5 protein-coding genes are annotated in these 18,431 nt (G+C 68.5%); all 5 read right to left on the bottom strand.

What is annotated here, in order from left to right; all coding sequences use genetic code 11:
- Positions 1-106: 106 nt before the first annotated feature.
- The 5 genes from AC5020_RS01740 to AC5020_RS01720 are packed head-to-tail and all read right to left on the bottom strand — an operon-like array spanning position 107 to position 17,999.
- Positions 107-1,054, bottom strand: coding sequence for a GIY-YIG nuclease family protein (locus AC5020_RS01740; protein ID WP_464986984.1), 948 nt, complete (start codon positions 1,052-1,054; stop codon positions 107-109).
- A complete protein-coding gene (locus AC5020_RS01735) occupies positions 1,051-3,522 on the bottom strand; it encodes a UvrD-helicase domain-containing protein (protein ID WP_464986983.1) in 2,472 nt (823 codons plus the stop codon). Before AC5020_RS01735 ends, AC5020_RS01740 begins: the two co-directional genes overlap by 4 nt.
- Positions 3,519-10,109 (bottom strand): DEAD/DEAH box helicase, encoded by a 6,591-nt coding sequence (locus AC5020_RS01730; protein WP_494564379.1) that lies wholly within the window; start codon positions 10,107-10,109, stop codon positions 3,519-3,521. The genes AC5020_RS01735 and AC5020_RS01730 overlap by 4 nt, the downstream gene beginning before the upstream one ends.
- A 3-nt stretch (positions 10,110-10,112) precedes the next feature.
- Complete coding sequence (locus AC5020_RS01725) at positions 10,113-15,080, bottom strand: restriction endonuclease (protein WP_494564378.1); 4,968 nt, start codon at positions 15,078-15,080, stop codon at positions 10,113-10,115.
- A 9-nt stretch (positions 15,081-15,089) separates the two neighbouring features.
- The gene (locus tag AC5020_RS01720) at positions 15,090-17,999 is read right to left on the bottom strand and encodes a DEAD/DEAH box helicase (RefSeq protein ID WP_494564377.1); all 2,910 of its coding nucleotides are present in this window, start codon (positions 17,997-17,999) and stop codon (positions 15,090-15,092) included.
- Positions 18,000-18,431: the final 432 nt, after the last annotated feature.

Genomic DNA, 18,431 nt, shown 5'->3' with positions numbered 1-18,431 from the left:
GAGCCACCCCCAACCATGTCAAGAGATATCGAAGAATGGCTCATTGGGTGCCGAGTTCCGATAAACCTCCGGTTTGACGTGCCGCGCCCCGGCGGACAGAACCGCCTCAGCTCCCGGCCATCGACTCCTCCCACGCGCCGTAAGTCCGCCCATCGAGCGCTAACCACGCCTTCCGCCCGTTGCTCGAAGCCCTTCCCTGGACTACCGCTGCGGCGGCGGAGGGAGATGTGAATGGGACGTCCTTGATCAGTCGAACGGTATCGCTGTCGACCACCTCCTCGGCCACCTTCAACAGTTCAGCGTGTTGAAGTGACCGGTTCTCGAACTGTCGCTTGGTCGAGGCGGATTGCTGGCCGCTCGAGCGCATCTGGGCTCTGGCTCTCGACCCGGCAAGCACGGTGAACTCTCCGTCGATGATCTGGGCCTTGGCATCGACGCCCGTGGACCGACGGAGAGTAAAAACCGGGCTGTCTGCGCCCTCGTTCTGCGGATCCGATTCCGGCGCCTCCCCAGTTTGTCCCCGGGCTGGCACTTCTCCGGAGGCACTTGCCGCCCGCCCGCGGAAGATGTCGTATCCGAGTACCGGCATGAGGATTCGGACCTGGTCGATGAAGTAGTCCATGTCGGAGGCGTCCGCTTCTGGAAGATCCGCTCCCCCGGTTGGCTCGTTGCCGTTCGCCAGTTCTACCCGCCCCACGTCTCTGGCGACCCGAAGCAGGCGGGACTCCAGGTAGCGAACGTGAGCGCTGGTGAGGTTCATGTCCTTGGACGTCACGATGACGACCTCATCCCAGAAGTCCTTCTTCGCGTCGTGGGAGATGAGGCGTTTGGCGACGTTGTCGCTCTCTCCGATGTACGCAAGGCGGTCGCCGTCGGCGCCGGTGCCGAAAAGTATGTAGATCCCGGTGCGCCCGGCCTCCGGTCGCTTGCGAATCTCCCCGAGTTCGATGCGTTTGCCCTTGAGGACATGGCCAGTCCAGTTGCCGATCTCGGCAGTCATCAGCCCGCCGGGTTTCCCATCGACGAGGAACAGTCGTACGTGCTTGCCAGTCATTGCTCGTCTGGCCTGATCAGTCCCAGGAGCTCACTCGGCTCCCGGTTCCACGCCACCGCGAGCTGGTCGCGCGCGCGAGTGGCCCCCACATACAGCAGCGAGCGCTCGTGGAGTTCTGCGGTCTCTCGCGCCTGTTCGTCGTACGCGAGGCGAAGCCCCGGCGCCTTGACGGACTCCTTGTCGATGCCGAAGAGAATCACGCGGGTGAACTCCATGCCCTTGGCGCGGTGAAAGGTCATCACCTGTGGGATCCCTCCGCGACCGACGACGTTACGGTCCACGTTCGCCACGCTGATCCCGCGTTCATCCAGGGCTTTGACCAGCAGGTCGCGGGTCTTTCCCCACCGCGTGAGCAGACCGATCGTGGAGGCACCTTCGCGGGCTTCGCGGTCAGGATCCGCGTTCTCTGCCGCGATCTCATCGATCCAGGTGCGCAGGAGCGCGGCCACCTGCTCGAACTCGTCCGAGAGCGAGTCCGCCTGAAGCCTGGTCACGGTCAGCCCGTTCCGCGCCGAGCGGAACGAGCGGTGATCGGAGACCGTGGACGCTCCCCCGGGGAGGGCTCGCCCGGCCTCGTCCTCATCCATTGCGGCGATGTCGAAGTTGCCGCCCTGCAGCACGGACACTCCGAAGTCGAGAATCTGAGCGGTAGTGCGGTAGTTCAGCTTAAGGCGGCGGGACCGACCTCGGATCGAGATTCCGTAGCGCCCCAGCTTCACGGGATTCGAATAGATGCGTTGGTGGGAATCCTCAGCGATGAACATGTCGTCCGCGCCCTCAGCGACCAAGGCGCGGAGGAACTGCCATTGAGTGGGCCGGAGGTCCTGGCCCTCGTCGATCACGACATGGTCGGCAGGGCGCTGTCCCGTCCCCTCCGCCTGGACATCGAGCACGGCCGCGGCGAGTGCAGAGGTTTCGTCCCAGTCGATCGAGTTCGCACGCCGACCACCGTCCCGGTACGCAGCGACGACTGCCCATACCTCACGGCGTTGTCCTCTTCCCAACCGTGTGCCTCGACCTGTCCGCGGTGCGCGGAGGTATCCGGCCTCATCCGTGATTCGAAGGGGCAGGATGACTTCGCGGTACTCGTCAGCGAGGAAGGCGGGCGTCAAATGCGCTTGGCTCTGGTCACGGACGGCGCCCTGAGCACTCGCCATGGCGACCGCATCGTCCCAGTCCTTCGCGGGACGCGAGAGGCTCGGCGCGCTCGCCTCCCAGCCCAATACGGTGCGCGCCGCGATTTTCAGGTCCGGGGCGCTGCGCAGAACAGCGTTGGCCATCTTGTCGACGCCCGCGACGTGTATGCCTGCCCCGCCGATCTGTTTCGCCCGCGTGACAGTCGGGTCGAGCAGGCGTACCTGATCTTCGAGGGCCTCGGCGAGATTTCTGGTGTAGGTGGTGAGGATGATGCGCGCGGTACGTCCCTCGTTCTCGGCCGCCCGCGCCAAGCGCACCGCACGGTGCACGAGCACGACGGTCTTGCCGGTTCCCGCCCCGCCTGTGAGCCGGTACGGACCACGGGTGCGGACGTTCACGTAGGCCTGCTGCTCGGGATGCAGAAAGACGCGCCATTCGTCAAAGCTGCCGGAGGCGAGCACACGTTCGAGCTCTTCGTCGTTCTCGATGAGATGCACAGTCGCCCCGGACTGCTGTGCCGTGATCGAGTCGACGAGCACATCGGTCTCCGACGGAGTGCCCAGATCGCTGCCACCGCTCACTTCCGTGAAATAGGCGCTGCGCACCTCCTCCAGAGTCTTACCGGTGGCGAGATCAACGAGCGCGAGCCCCTGCCACTTCGGGGCCGAATCGGCGATCTCGAGCAGCGCTTGTTCGTCGGCCTCAGCCGCGCGCCTCGCCAGATCGGCGTCAATGCCCAATTGCTGCATGAGATCGTTGGCGCTGACATCGAGGGCGGGGGCTGAGGGTGTCGGGGGCGCGGCTTTCACACCCGCGGTCGGAGCGTCGCTGTCGGGTTCCTCATCGCGATCGACGGAGTCCTCGTCGGCCGGTTGGTCGCCACCGGCGTCGGGCTCCGACTCCAGAATCTGCGCTACCTGTTCGGCGGCCATCTCGGCGGCGCGACGCTTCACCTCGGCTTCCGAGAGTCCTCCGCCGCCACCCCTCATGGCCTCTTCATCGGTGCGTATCTCGAATGCGCCCGAGATAGGATTCACCCGGAGGTACATCGAACGAGCGAGCCGGTACGTCTCGTCGTGGTCGTAGACCCCTTCGACCATCCAGTAGTCCTGCCCGGACTTATTGAGCCGGAAGGCCAGGATGCGATGCCCACGGGTGACACGGATCGAGCGGATCCGGTCATCCTTGGCCTGCTTGATCGGCTCGACGTGCAATCCGGGCATCTCCGGGTTGGAGCGCAGTTTCGAGAGGGTCGCGGAGACGGTCCCTGTGAGGTCTCGTGGGATCGACTTCAGGAACGTATCCGAGATCGAGATGATTCCTTCGCTCATGGCGACTCCCCTCCAGCTCTGGCCAGCGCCTCGATGGCATTCTCCACGGCGGGGCCGACAATCTGCCAACCATCCGCCTCCAGCGCGGTGCGGTCACGCTCCTCGAGCGGCTCGGCCACGTACGCGACCCTCCGATCCGGCCATGCCACATCGAGCGGGATCCCGCTGCCGAACTCTTCCCCCACGCGCGGAGGTTCGATCTCGAGTCGGGAGGCCTCCAGCACGACCTCGCGTTCCTGTTCGCTGGCCGCCTCGTCGTAGCTGTCCCGCCACGCGGGAGACAGCGTCGCTGGATCGATGTCGAATCCCTGAGTCTGGACGAAGTCCGCCGCGCCGCGGCTACGCGGAGCGGATGCTGCTGGGTCGTCGCCCTTCGGATCCGGCGAAGCCAGCAGCGCATCATGCTCCGGGCGCCCTTCACCGGATTCTGCGGTCACGTCGACGCCGTCGCGAACCAGCGTCCAGGTGGTCTGCCGGACGCTCTCCTCGCGCGGATCCCCTTGAGCGAGATTCGCCAAGCGTCCCCACGTGCGCCACGCCGCCTCGAAGCCGGTGGACTCCATTGCCTCGGGCCGGTCATCGAGCACGACCGTCAGGCACCGTTCTCCCAACCCCAACGCGCCGACCGCGGCAATCTCGCCGTCGCGCCGCGCAACAGCGAGCCGCAGCTGATCCATCGGTGGCAGGTCGCGGGAACCGTCCAAGAGGTCCATCGCACGCGTCTCCGAGGCCGCTGCCGTCGCAGAGGTGAGACCGGGGCCACCGCCGGGCGCGACCATGAGCTGCGGCAGCTCCACGGCGAGCTTCGCCAGGTGCCGGATCGATCCGGTGCCGATCACATGGAGGAGCAGGTCCATGGGGGTTCCCCGCAGGAGAGGAACCAGGTCGCGGTGGACGGCATTCTGCGCCGCCCAGATATCCGCCGTCTGTGCATGGAGGAACGGCGGGAGGTCCCCGAGCTCACCGTCGGCAGACAGCCGCTCGTAGTCGTCGAGGTCGGCATGGGTGACGCTCAGCGGCAGGTACCCGTGCCTGCGCAGTCGCATCCGCTTGATCGCATCGTCAGCAAGTCGATTGTGCGTACTGCTGGCGTGGAACGTTCGCCCATCGGTGAAGATCGCGATGCCTTCCACGTCTGCTCCCTGCCAGGTGAGGAGGAAGTCCGGTCTGGAGCCCGCCACATCAACCTGGGGAGCGAGCTCGAATCGCCGGCCGTTCAGCAGCACGGTCACGACTTCTCCGCCGGTGCTGCTGCGGGCGCTCACGCTGGCCCCGGGCAGTGACCGGACGGCGTCGCGGAACGCGGTCCGGAAACGTCGTTCGAGGTTCGATTCATGGACGCTGGCGGCGGTGAGCTCGCCTGCACGGACGGTCCAGAGCATCTGGCCCACGGTCGCGTCGGAGTCGCCGAGCAGGAGCTCGAGGACATCGATGGCTCGTTCACGCCGTAGCAGAGAATTACGCGTGGAGGGCACGTGCCCAAGCAGGCATCGGTGGCATGCCGGCAGCCCGTCAACCCGGCATGGGCACTCGCGCAGCTGTTCCAGCGCCCCCGCAAGAATGTCCCACACGACCTGCTCGGTAGCCAGCTCCATCAGGTATCCGGTACCGCCGGGAATCTGGTCGCTCAGGAGCAGGGCCTTCTCGCCGCTACGGCTCGGGTGCGAGATGACATCGGTGTCGATGCTCCCAATGCTCCCGCCGAAAAGCCTGGTGATTCCGAGCTGGAGGGCAGCCATCAGGTTCCAGATCAATTCGTCGTCACGGGAGGCCTGCAGGTCGGGCGGCAGTGTCAGCAACACGGTCTCGGTGGTCATCTCCCGGGCGAGCAGCACCGCACGGTTGTCGCCCTCCTTGGCCAGTCGCAGGCGACACCACGCCTGGTGGTCCATGGGGTGGTTGCCGGCGGTGTCGCCGTCGAGGTGGCCGCATTCGGCGCAGACCTGGAACCCGGGCGCGGAGCGCTCCTCCCCCGCGATGTGGATCTTCTCGGCGACCTGCCCGGGACGCCCCAGGTTCAAGCGAGTCAGCGTGGTGCCGCGGTCGAGCGCGACGGCGAAGCCGGTTCCGGGCACGCTCCACCGGCGCAGAGGCCGCGCCTGGTGGGCGGAGACGGACAGGGCCGTCTCGTAGCGGGTGGAGACGCGATCCTCGCGGCTGTCGGTGATGCGGGCGCGGTGACGCTGCATCGTCGAGTACACACGGTTGAGAGTGATGACGTCACGGTGCTGGCCGGCGTCGGCGATCTCGGCGGACGAGCAGGTGGCGCACTGCCGGGGCGGCCGGTCGCGGTCGAAGGTCTGCACGTGGCCGCAGTTCGGGCAGAAGGCGGTGGGTCGGAGGGCGTTGCCGTCCACGCCGATGTCCACGCCGTCGACGACGAGCTCGTGGCCGTGGGCGTAGAAGTGGGCCCCGGGGGCGAGTTCGGTCAGGGCGTGAGCGCCGCCGCGTTCGAAGGTGGCGCCGTCGTGCTGCCAGTGGCCGTCGTCGTCCTGCCAGATCACGGTGGCCTCGAGCGCGACGGAGTCGTCGACGAGGGTGAAGTTCGGCAGCAGGCCGTAGCGTTCCAGCACCGAGATCCAGTGCGCGGTGTCCAGGCCGGAGACCTCGGCGCGCAGGCGGGATGCGCTGGCACGCAGGCGCCGCTCGTGGTCGGCGCGCTCCTCGGCGGTGAGGGCCTGCTCCGAGCCGATGTCGAGCTGTTCTCCGTGGATGAGCCGGTCCTCGGCGCGCAGCTGCTCGAGCTGCTGGAGGTGCTCGTCGGTGGAGGGAAGCTGCTGGAGCTCGTCCATCCGCATGCCGATCTCGTGGCGGCGGCGCCAGAGCTCCTCGCGGGTGGCGTTCCAGTCCTGGACGGCTGCGTGCACGGTCTGTTCGAGGCCGCTGGAGCCGTCGTCTCCGGGCAGCGCCCAGGCGCGCAGGTCCTCGCGGGCCTGGTCGGTGAGTCCGTCCCAGGCGTGGGTGCCGGTGACGAAACGCGCGAGGAACCGGTCCAGGTGCGCGGCGCCGCGGCTGCGCACCTCCTCGAGGACGTGCCCGAGGAATGTCCCGGGGGCGGCCGAGCGCAGCACGGGCTGCTGCGGTGTCGGCGGGTCGATCCGGTCGTCGCCGGCGAGGGTGTCGATCACGGAGGCGAGGAACTGGCGGCGCAGGATCTCCTCGGCGGACAGGTACGCGCCGGGGGCGCGGACGGTGCCGCCGACGATGTCGAGCGGATCGGTGAAGATCCCGCCTGCCCGGCCGCGGCCCGAGACGAACGTGACGTCGAGGGCGTTGCCGGTGAGCCGCCCGGCCCGGCCGACACGCTGGAGGTAGTTGGCGACGGTACGGGGCACGGAGGCCAGCAGCACCGTGGAGAGGTCGCCGATGTCGATGCCCATCTCGAGCGTGGGCGTGGCGACGAGGACGTTGGGCGATCCGGGCGTCTGATCGCTGGCGGTGAAAGCCTTCTCGTACGTCAGCCGGTCATCGGCCTCCAGCAGCGAGGTGTGCTCGCGGGCGACGACGCGACGCATGTCCCCGCGGTAGAGCCGACGGTAGTAGGTCGCCTCGAGGTGGTGGCCGCGCAGGGTCCCTCGGCAGCGGTGGCGCAGGCACGGTCCGCCGCGCAGCTGGTCCAGGACGCTCTGGGCTCCGGTGACGACCTCGTGGCAGTCGGGGCACTGCAGCGCGGGGGTGGCCTCCTGCCCCGGGAGGCTCGCCTCCACGCGCGCGGGGTCGAGGGCGAAGCTGCGCAGGTTCTCGTCCTTGCTGGAGGGGACGACGTCGACGAGCCCTTTGTCGGCGAGAGCGTCGAACAGCGGGCGGATCGTGGCGGAGGCCCGCCCCCTGTCGAGGCCGAGAGTGCGGACGGTCCAGTCGGTGTACCAGCTTCCCCGGTCGGTGACGGGCTCGAGTTCGCTGGTGGCGGGACGCTGACCGATGCTGGGCAGGCCGGGTGCGGCGCGATCGGACGGGAAGGCGGGCATGACGTCCTTGTCGGGGCGGCCGCCCCAGAGCCGGTACCGTCTGCCGCCGTCCTTGCGGAACAGGTCGAGCCAGGTGTGGCTGAGTGCGCCGCGGATGCGCATCCGTTCGAGCACGCCGCGCACCCAGCGCCGACGGATCTGGGCGGTGTCCCCGAGCAGGGAGGATTCCGCGGCGCCGAGGGCGCGATCGGCGATCTGGTCGAGCTCGGCGTCGGTGGCCCGCACATGGGCGACGGCGGACCCGGTCAGCAGCAGGGTGCGCCCGACCTGCCCGGTCAGACCCATCTCCAGGCCCAGGTCGAAGCGGAGCCGGTCGGCGACGAGCCGTGTGGCTCGTTCCCGCTGGGCCGGTGTGTATCGCCGTGCGCCGTGGTCGGGCCGGGTCCTCCAGAACGGGAGCAGCCGCTGGGAGTCGGCGATGCTCGGGTGGAGGAGGCGGTATCGCATCTCGCCCGTTTCGGCGGCGTCGATCATGCGGCGGGCGATGGTCTCGACGGTCGCCGGCTCGTCGGTGAGGGCGTCATGGATGACGGAGCGCAGGGTGAGGCTGTGGGAGCGCGATTCGACGAAACCGGCGCGGTGGGCGGCGTCCTGCACCGAGTCGGTGAACACGAGCGCCTTCTTCTCGGCCACGTCCAGACCGGGGGTCCCGAAGAGGCTGGTGAGGCTGACGGACAGGAGGGTGGCGAGGCTGGTGCCGAGGTAGCGGATGCCGTTGGTGCGTTCGCAGGCGGGGCAGTCCTCGTCGCTGGCGTGCTTGGCCGCCTCCGTCCCGGTGAAGGCGAGGACCCACACGCCGTTCGATGCCTCGTCGCCCTCGTCCTCGTCGGTGGGCCCGTCCCGGTCCAGGGTCGCCGAATGCAGGTTCAGGAAGCGCCGGCGCGCGGAGTCCTCGGGCCCGCCCGTCTCGGCGGCACCGCGCTCGATCGGCGTGACGTCGAGGATCGCGGCGCGGACGCGTTCTGTGTGGTGGATCGAGTCCGAGCGGATCGTATCGGGGGTGAGGTCGAGGTCGTCCCCGACGGCACGGGTGGTCACCGCCCAGCCGGAGCGGCCGCAGTGGCGGCAGTAGATGGCCGGCAGCGCTTTGTCGCCGTCCTCGGGGGCCGCGTCGCTCCACACGAAGGTCGGGGAGGTGGCGACCACTCTGTCGACGCGGGAGACCTCGCGGATCCACAGGTGCGCCTCGATCGACGGGAAGGTGTTGCGGCTGGCTGTGGCGCGCTGGTGGGACAGGGCGGCGAGCAGCGCGGCGGTGAAGGAGCGAGCGGCCTGGTCGTCGGGGACGTGGGGGAACAGCGACCGCGCCAGGTCGGCCAGGCTGGTGGCCGCGCGTGTGCGCTCGAGCAGCATCCGGGTCAGCGGGTGGGCGAGCAGCAGGTCTCGTGCGGGCAGATCGTGCCGCGCCGCCAGTGCGCTCGCCGTGTCGGCGGATGATTCGTGTGCGACGCCGACGTGCCAGAGCACGTCGATCACATCAGAGGTGAGACGCTCGGGATCGAGGACCCGGCCGGGTTCGAGGTGCGGCTCGGCGGCATCCTCCAGGGCGCGTGCGCCCGGTGCCTCGAGGGCCTCGATGAGTGGTACGCCCTGGTCGTCGCTGAGCGTCGCCGCCGATGAGGACTGTTCGATGAACGCGTCGAGCTCGACCCGGGTCTCGGTGATGACGGCGTCCTCGTCGATGTCGGTGCCGAAGACGGTGCGGGCGAAGTCCAGCATGGCGCCGGCGGCGTCGTCCCCGTCGCCGAGGGTGGCGGAGGTCGCCACGGGGGTGAGGTGCACGCGGCCGGGCGCGATCGTCTCGAGGACGAGGCGCAGGCGCCGCAGGAGCATGGCGACGTCGGTGCCCTGGGCGCCGTCGTAGGTGTGGAACTCGTCCAGGACGAGGTAGCGCAGTGACTGGGCGGAGTTCTCCCAGAGCCGGCGGTCGGCCTTCCGCAGCAGCAGCTGGTCGAGCATCTTGTAGTTGGTCAGCAGCACGTCGGGGGCGCTGTCGCGGATCGTCTCGCGGGAGGTGATGAGGCCGTCCGCGCTCACGGTCGTGGATGGCTGCGTGCCCGCCTCCCCCGTGTACAGCGCCGCGGTGATGCCCTGATAGGCGGGGCTGTCGGTCAGCAGTGTGGCGAGGCGCCCCGCCTGGTCGTTGGCGAGCGCGTTCATGGGGTAGAGGATCAGTGCCTTGACCCCGCCGATGCCCTGCTCCCGGGTGCGGACGACGTGATCGAGCACCGGGTGGAGGAAGGACTCGGTCTTCCCGGAGCCGGTGCCGGTGGTGACGATGGCGGGCTGGGGCAGGCGCAGGCCGTGCTCGTCCTGTGCGCCGGGGACCGCGGGGTTGGTGGTCAGGCGCGCGAAGGCTGCGGCCTGGTGGGCGTAGGGCGCGAATCCGTCCGGGAGGGTGGGCAGCAGTTCCTGCGCGGCCGCGGCCCCGGCGCCGGCAGCGAAGGGCAGACGGGTTCGCACGTAGGGGCCCAGGAAGATCCCGGTCTGGTCATGGCCGAGGAAGGCATCGAGTGCGGTCTCCACCGACGGGTCCGCGAGGGACATGGCGGTGGTGACGTAGTCGGTGATGGCGCGGCGCAGATCCGCGGCCTGCCGAGTGGGCAGCAGTTCGGCCATGACTCAGGCCTCCTTCCCGGCCAGGCGGCCCTGGAACGCGGCGTAGGCGCGGCGCAGGTCCGCCTCGCGGTCGAGGATGCGGAAGGGCTGCTCGTAGACGATGGTGCGGCCCTCCCCCGTGGCGCTCGGGTGCACGGCGGTGCGGTCCTCGACCGGCAGGCCCGTCTCGGGGCGACCGGCCTTGTTCCAGACGGTACGGACGGCGCTGGGGATCTGCCGGCCATTGGCGTCGAAGATGTAGGCCTTCTTGCCCTCGCCGCGGTCGTAGTCGTTCAGCACACCGAACTGGGTGCGGTAGATCGTCACCAGGTCGTCGATCGAGATGCCGGTGACGATCGCCATGATCGCATCGATCTCCACGAGCGCCTGCCGACGGTCCTCGTCGACGCGCAGCGGCGTGGCCGACGACCACTCGGGGCCGACGTCGCCGAGGAGGGGGCGACCCGCACGGTCGCAGCCGCCGGTCCAGGAGTCGGCGGTGAAGGCCTGGTCGTAGCAGTCGCGCCAGAGGTCCGCGTAGGCGGTGGTGAGGGCGTTGAGCCGGAGGGTGCGGAGGATCGCGGCGGGGGCAAGCGGGTGGTTGGGGTCGAGGAGCGGTATACGCCGAGCCTCCGGCTCGCGGATGTTCGCACCCGCTGTCGAGCGGAGGAAGAAGTCAGCGAGCAGGGTGGACATGGACGCAGCGAGAAGCGCAACGTGCCGCGGTCCCGCCGTGGGAACTCCGAACGACGCCACGCCGTCGATATGGGCCACACCGGGAGGGAAAATCGCCGAGATGAAGGTCCGCTCACCGGTCGTGGCCGCCATCTTCCGCCACATCACCCGATAGTGGTCCCGCACCCGTGTGGTCTCGATGGGCCTGCCCTCGGCGTCGGTGGTGAGCGCCCACTCGCCATAGTCACGGTCGTAGCGGTGCGTGTCCGGCACCTCCCGACCGTCGCCGTCGACCGTGGTGTCGTAGATCGGCTTGTACTCGGTGATCGGCAGGGCATCCGCCGCGAGCTCCTCAAGGTCCACGGCGGAGTAGTCCAGATTGTTCGCCATGGACTCGTTGCGCGCACCGAAGAACGGGTTTCCGATGTGGAAGTACGGGCCCTGAAGGATGACGTCGCGCCACGAATCGGGGCTGCCCCAGCGACTCTCGAAGTAGCCTTTGGCGCGATCGATGGACTCGTCCCATCCTCGACTGAATTGCGGGCGGAGGCTACGAACCTGTGGGAGAACCGACAATTTCTCGAGCACGTTCGCGGACGCAGCGTTTACGCTCGACAGCATCCGGCTCGAGTGCGGCGCGACCTCCTCGTCTCCGGACTCCATCAACGCGTGCCACAGCCGCAACTGAGCCTGTCCGACCCGTTGTACGCGCGCTCGATGCGGGGCTAGGTCCCAGTTACCTTCCTTGTCCTTGAAGCCGGGCTGTGGACCGGACCCATCGTGACGGAGCGACCCTTCGAGCACTGTCGGATGGAAGATTGCCACAGCACTCAGGAAGTCCACGTCTCGGGCCGTGCCGTACACGTTGATCGAGTAACTCACCAGATGGTGTATTTCACTGAAGAGCTGCATCTCGTTGATGAATCGCCAATGCCGCCGCAGTCGCGGGTAGGTCGCGGAACGGAGGGTGTAGCCACGAGCGTCGGTGAGGTGGGAGGCGGGGTGGATCAGCGTCACGACGCCGCTATCACCCCGGTGGCTCCAGGTCCGCGCCATGAAGTTCCGGTAGAGATCCGGCTGGGTTCCCGCCATCTCCGGGTAAGTTGAACCCGACCCCACGAACGCCGCGAGTGATTCGACATCCCGGGAACCGAGCAGAACGGACTCAGTAGCGCCCTCTCGCGCGAGAGTCTCTTGGCGTCGCTCCTTCTTCAGCTTCTCACTCGGCTTGTTCGTCAGCACCCACCACGGATCGAACTCGGCGAGCAGCGCTGCGACGTCCGGACGGGGCCGCACCCACGGCGGGTTCCCCACCTGCAGGTCGAAGCCGCCGCGGTCGAAGGCGGCGGCGAAGTCGAGCTCCCAGTGGAAGAAGCGCTGATCCGCGGAGATGTCCCGGACGCGCTGCAGCCACGGCGTGCGGGCAATGAGCTGGTCGATGTCCGCCGCGCCGCCGGCGACGAACATGGCTTCGGTGGCGTTGAGCTCGTACCACTCCCCTGTGTCGCCGAAGCCCGGCTGCGCCTGGTTTAGCGGTTTCTTGCCCTGATGGGCGATGACCTCGAACGACCGGCCCAGGATCTGTTCGAGCGTGTCGATCCACTCGCCCAGCGTCGGCGGAGCGATGTCGTCGTCCTCGAGCACGGGCCAGAACCACATCGCGCACCAGGCATCCATCACCAGTCGCAGCCGCTGATACGCGGAGTTCGGGTCGTTCAGGCTCTCCTCGATCTCATCGCGCGTCACCTCTCCGCCTTCGGTGGTCTCGGTGCCCCAGACGGGGATCGCGCGGCGGGACGCTGCCTCGGCGGCGACGATGCGGCGCAGCGCCAGGCTCCAGAGGTCCTCGACCCGCTGAGTGAGGACCTCCAGCCGGTCCAGTTCCTTCGTGGTCGGCTTCTTCGCCCAGCCCTTCGCGTGGTCGCGCAGGGCCTTCGCCGACTCGGGTGCGAGGGTCTTGATCTCCTTGTCATTCGCAGCGGCGAGCCAGCCCTCCCCCGGCAGCAGGAAGTGGAAAACGCCGCCGGAGACGCTCGCCCGATTCCCGTCGGCCGCGGGCTGCTCGTGTACGGTGCCCAGCGACAGCGGCGTCGGCGCCGTCTCCGCGGTGTTCTTCAGCCGCTGCTTCTCCAGCGCGGCGCGGGAGTAGACACTGTGGCGGGCGCCGATGAGGGAGTTACCGGCGCGCAGGCGCAGCCCGAACCAGGGGGCCTTCAGGCCCGGGGCCATGGTGTCCAGCCACAGCGAGACCTCCGCCAGCTCCACCGCCGTGGGGTTGAGGTCCACGCCGTAGACGTTGTGCAGGGCGATGTAGGCCTTGACCCGCTGCAGCTCCTCCGCGTACTGCTCGGGGTCGATGCGCTCGCCCAGCTCCTGCTGCCTGCGGTCCAGGTACTCGGTGGCGAGCTGCCGCACCGCCTCGATGGCGAAGGCACCCGAGCCGAGGGCCGGCTCGCAGATCGACATGCTCAGGATCTCCGCGGCGGTAGTGCGCCGGCGGCGGATCGGCTGATGGTCGAAGTCCTCGTCGTCGAAGACCTCGGTGCCGTCCGGCAGGGAGGATTCGTCGGTGACCTGCGGGTCCAGCAGCTCCGCGAGGCCTTGCGAGACCGTGAAGCGGGTGATGACCTCCGGTGAGTAGTAGGAGGCCGACTGCTGGCGGGCCCGGCCCGAGAGCCGGAAGACGAACTCGCCGTGGCGATAGCGGCGCGGGGTCGGTTCCCCGTACTCGTCCTCGACCATCACCAGGTGCTTGCGCAGCGACTCATCGACCACGCTCTCCGGCACCACCCACGAGCCTTCCCTGGGGTTGCCGTTCTTGGCGACCTCCACGAGCTCCTGCTCCGCGAAGGAACCCGTGTAGCTCATGAGGGACTCGTACACCGCGCCCAGCTGGTTGATGCCGAGCGCGACGTAGCTGATGAAGCCGCGCGTTCTGCCCTTGGTCTCCTTGGACAGCAGCAGGTTCTCCAGCACCTTCTGCAACGCGGTATTGCCGAGCTGCACCTCGTCGATCAGTGCGGTCCGTTCCGGGGCGAAGAGATCCGCGTCGAGCTTCTCGAAGGTGAGGGTGCCCGCGCCGTGCTGGGCAGGCGGTGCCTCGGCTGCGGTCGCTAGCGCGTCGGAGGTACGTTCACCGCTTGCGGCTCGCGGGGAGTGACCCCGGTCCACCAGGTCGAACAGCAGGGCAAGGGATTCGTACAGGTACGTGCCGTGCTGCTTCTCCAGCGGTACCTCCCGCTGGACGAGGTCGCGCAAGCGGTCCACGGAGTATCCGGACTGGTACTCGGGCGCCAGAGCCGGCAGCACGCCCAGCTCCGGCGAGGCCTCCGCATATAGCAGGAACAGGATCCGGTACAGGTAGCGCAAGGACTGCAGCGCGAGCGGCTGCGCCTGGTCGGCGGGCAACGAGTCGCGGCCCTGGCGCCGACGGCGATCGATCACCTCGTTGGCGATGATCTCGATCGAATCCCGCACACCGTCGCGCAGGTCCGCGGAGACCCCGACGGCGTTGTCGATGGATTCCTTGATGGTCTCGGTCCACCAGATCTGCGAGTTCGCGTCCGGGGCGAGCGAATCGGCGGACAGGGCGGCGAGCATCCTGTCGACCTCACCGCCGCGCTTCGTGTCGGCGCGTTCGGCGATCGTCTGCACGTCGGCGACCAGGTAGCGGCCCTGTGGCCACAGTGCCGAGGAGGTGAGGACCGCGTACCGGCCGGCGAGGACGAGGAGGAACTCCGGGGCGTCGCGGCGGACCGCCAGCGCCGAGAGCACCTGCGGGACCGTGGTGAGGGTGCGTTCGACCTCGGTGCCTTCGTCGAGGATCACGTCATCGGGCAGATGCCCGGCGTCCTTGGACAGCACGTCCTCGACGTCCGCGGCCGCGAGCGCATCGAGCATCGCCAGGGGCGCCTCATCGACGCCGCGGGCTGCGACGAGGCGCAAGGGGCCGTGGCTCGTGACGTCCCAGCGGCCGGCGTCGGTCCCGTCCTCCTCTGTGTAGCCCAGCATGCTGCGCATGGCGTCGGCGAGGGCGACGGAGTCCTCGCCGAGCGCTTCGCGGCGGGTGTGCGTATCCGTCGCCTCGAGCGCGGCGGCCTCGGCCTGCAGGGCGAGCAGGGCGCTGAGCAGGCCGGTGCGGTGCGCTGTGAAGCGTTCGCGGGGGCTGCGCCATGCGGTCTCATCGTCGGCCGCGGCCCGCCACTGGTCCAGCAGTGCCTTGGTACGGGCGGCGAAGGTGCCGGCCTTGTCGTCGGAGGTGAAGTAGTGCTCACTGATCCAGTCGTCGACGACGTACAGCGCATCGCTCGTGGGCAATGGGGCTCCTCAGACTTCCGTGCGGGGGACGACGACCAGCAGGGGACGCACGAAGGTCCGCTCCGGCAGCAGGTCCGTGACGAGCTGCTTCTCGACCGCGATCGCCTCGCGGGTGGCCGCGAAGAGCGCGGAGTGGCCACGTGTCCCCTCCGCCTGCGCCTCCCAGCGGGCCTGTTCCTCGCGCCAGCGGTCGGCGCGCGCATGCGCGGTCTCGATGGTCGCGGGGGCGACCTGCCGCTCCATGTACTCCCGGGCCGTGGGCACGGCGGCGCGCAGCAGGCTCTGGTACTGCTCCGGCTCGGCGACGCGGGTGCCGATGGACTGCGGGCCCAGGCCGATCTCGGCGAACAGGGCCGAGGGGTCCATGTGCTCGAGGGCTCGGGGCGTGCCGTCGTCGTCGGCGATGCCGAGAACGGTCGAGGAGACGATCTGGCCGGTCGAGGTGGTGAGCGTTCCCTGGAAGATAACCCACGGCCGGTCCACAGCGCCGTGGATCGCGAAGACCTCCCCGCTGGGCAGGGTCGCGAGCATGCGGTCGCTCATCCAGTCCAGCACCGGGTGCAGGGGGCCTAAGTAGTGCACGTCCGGCCAGTTCGTGCCGGTGTCGTCCGTCAGGGCAGCGCGGAGGCGTTCGCCGGCGACCTCGCGGCGCGAGGTCAGTTTCATCGTCTCCTTCACGCCGCGGTCCTTCAGGTACGACTGGGGCAGATGGTCGAGCCTGCGCTTCAGGTCCTCATTCGGCGTGAACTGGATCAGGCCGCTCTCATCATCGACCTCCAGGTCGACGCCACCACTAGCTGGTGGCCGACCCGGCTCGGTGTGCAGTTCGGTCAGGCCGCTGAGCAGGAAATCCGCGTCGGAGCGGAACAGCCCGGAGGTGCCGGTCTTCGTCGTGCGGGCGCGGTGCCCCTCGCGGCGCCGCGGCGGGGCGGCGTCCATGGCCAGCAGAGCGTCGAGGAAGGAGTTGTCGGCCTGGAGCGCATCGACGCTCGGCAGGACCTCGTCGAGCTCTTTCGCGCTGCGCAGGACGTCGACCAGCTCCTTCTCCTCGGAAGCGACGTCGTACTTCTGCATGAGCGAGGCGGCATCGCCGAGCTGCTCGTGAGCCTCCCGTTCCCGATCGAGCAGACGCCGCAGCACGTAGATGTCTCCGTCGAAGCCCTCGATCTCCGACAGGTCCAGCAACAGCGCGGTGATCTGGGCCGGGGTGCGCTGACCGTAGCGGTCGATACGCCCGTTGCGCTGCTCGATACGGATCAGCGACCACGGCACGTCGAAGTGCACTAGTTCATGGCACTGGGCGTGGAGGTTCACGCCCTCGGAGGCGATATCCCCGGTCACCAGCACGCGGATCGGCGAGCTCGACTGCTTGAAGGATTCGACGACCTTCTGCTGGTCGACATCGGTCAGTCCGCCATGGAGGGTGGCGATCTGCTCGGGACGCAGCCCGAGGTCCGTCAGCAGGTGCTCGCGCAACCAGCTCAGCGTGGCCACTCGCTCGGCGAACACGACGACGCGCTCGGGCGAGGTCGAGGCGACGCCCTTGGATCTAAGCAGCCGCACCAGGTGCTGGTACTTACCGGAGCGGGGTGCGCCGTCGGGCGGGATGCATGCCTGGTTCAGCGCGGTGAGACGCTCGATGGCCTCAGCCTCACCAGCCAGGCTGCTCGTCGGCGCGATCTCGGAGAGTCCGTTCACCCTGGCCCGGGCCAGGAGCTTGCGTGTGCGTTCCTCGAGGGTCTCCCGCAGAGCGACCGGTGAGGACAGGAACGACTTCGCCAGGGTCCACGGGAACAGATGCGCCCCGCGTCCCGACGCCGGGCCGTGGCCGTGCTCGGGGTGGGTCCAGGTCGAGGAGATCTCCTCGGCGACCGCTCGCTCCTCCGGCGAGGGTTCGACCGGCAGCATCAGCGGCGGGCGTCGCTCTGCCCAGTTCTCGCCCACCACGTCTTTCACCGAATCCGAGTAACGGTGACGGCGGATCATCAACCGCTGGGTGGCGTCCTCGGCGATGCGCCGGCCCGGAGAGACGGCGGTGGGCTCAAGCAGGCTGATCAACTGAGCGAAGGATTCGTTACTACCGTTGTGCGGGGTCGCCGAGGCGAGAATCAGGGCATCCGTGTTCGGCGCCAGCACGCGGGCGAGCTGATTGTTCTGCGTGGCCTGGTTGGTCGCGTTGTGGGATTCGTCGATGACCACGGCATCCCAGCGGTGGTGGCGCAGGTCGTGGACGAATCGATCCTGCTTGAGAGTGTCCATCGAGATGATCGCCTTCTCGAAGAACGTGAAGGGATTCCGCGACGCGGGAAGCTTCTGCTTGACCTGCTGGACGCCTTCGGAATCCAGGCGCACGAAGGGGATCGCGAAGCGGGTCCACAGTTCATGCTGCATCTGCTCCAGCACGTGCCGCGGACAGACCACCAGCACACGGCGGCCACGCCCCCGGCGGATCAGCTCGGCGAGGATCATCCCGATCTCGAGAGTCTTGCCCAGGCCCACCGCGTCGGCGATCAGCACGCGCGGCCGGACGCGCTCGGGATCCAGCGCCAGCTCCACGGCCTCCCGCTGATAAGGCAAGTCGTCGCAGAGCATCTGCGGGGCGACAGTCAAATCCGGATGGTCGATCGGGACGGGAGTCTTGCGCAACGTCGACTCGATCCACAATCGCGTGCGACGGTACCGCGGGGAGTCGTCGGCGACGATTCGCGCATCCTCCGGGGCGAGCGCCACGATCCGGTCGATCGACGCGTAGAACTGCGCGGAGGTGTGCTTGACGAAGTCGCTCACTCCGCGGACCGTGTACAGCGGCCCGTCGGGCGTGTCCTCCACTGCAGTGACCAGCCACGTCTCGTCGCGGACGGTAACGAGCGAACCGGGAGCGATCTCGCTTGCGGCCTCTGGCGGGGCGATGGCACTCACTGGGACCTCCGAGTCGGACTTGATACACGCACCTTAATTGACACATGGACATGATGTTCGTCGGGGCTGACGAATCTAGGGTGGAACCGCGCCAGTACGCCGTGATCCGCGACCGGCGTGGCGTCGGCGGGGCTCGGTGCCTGTGCTGGCGACAGCGTGATGGACGCAATGTCCGATCCCATTCGTAGCACCCTGCCATGAAGGCCTCGCCTCACGCCGCTCAGAACTTCACAGCCATCGATTTCGAGACTGCGAATCCGAGTCGTGCCTCCGTATGCGCAGTTGGCCTCGCGAAAGGTCGAAGTGGTGAGATCGTCGACGAGCTCTCCCTCGTCCTCGCCCCTCCCGAGGGGCACGCCACATTCCCGACGCGCTCAAGCGCGCTGCGAAGCGAGCATGGACGAAGGCCGGCATCGCACGCCCAGATGCCCC

This window comes from Brachybacterium sp. SYSU DS0246, assembly GCF_059391765.1.
This window is presented reverse-complemented; position numbering and strand designations above follow the sequence as displayed.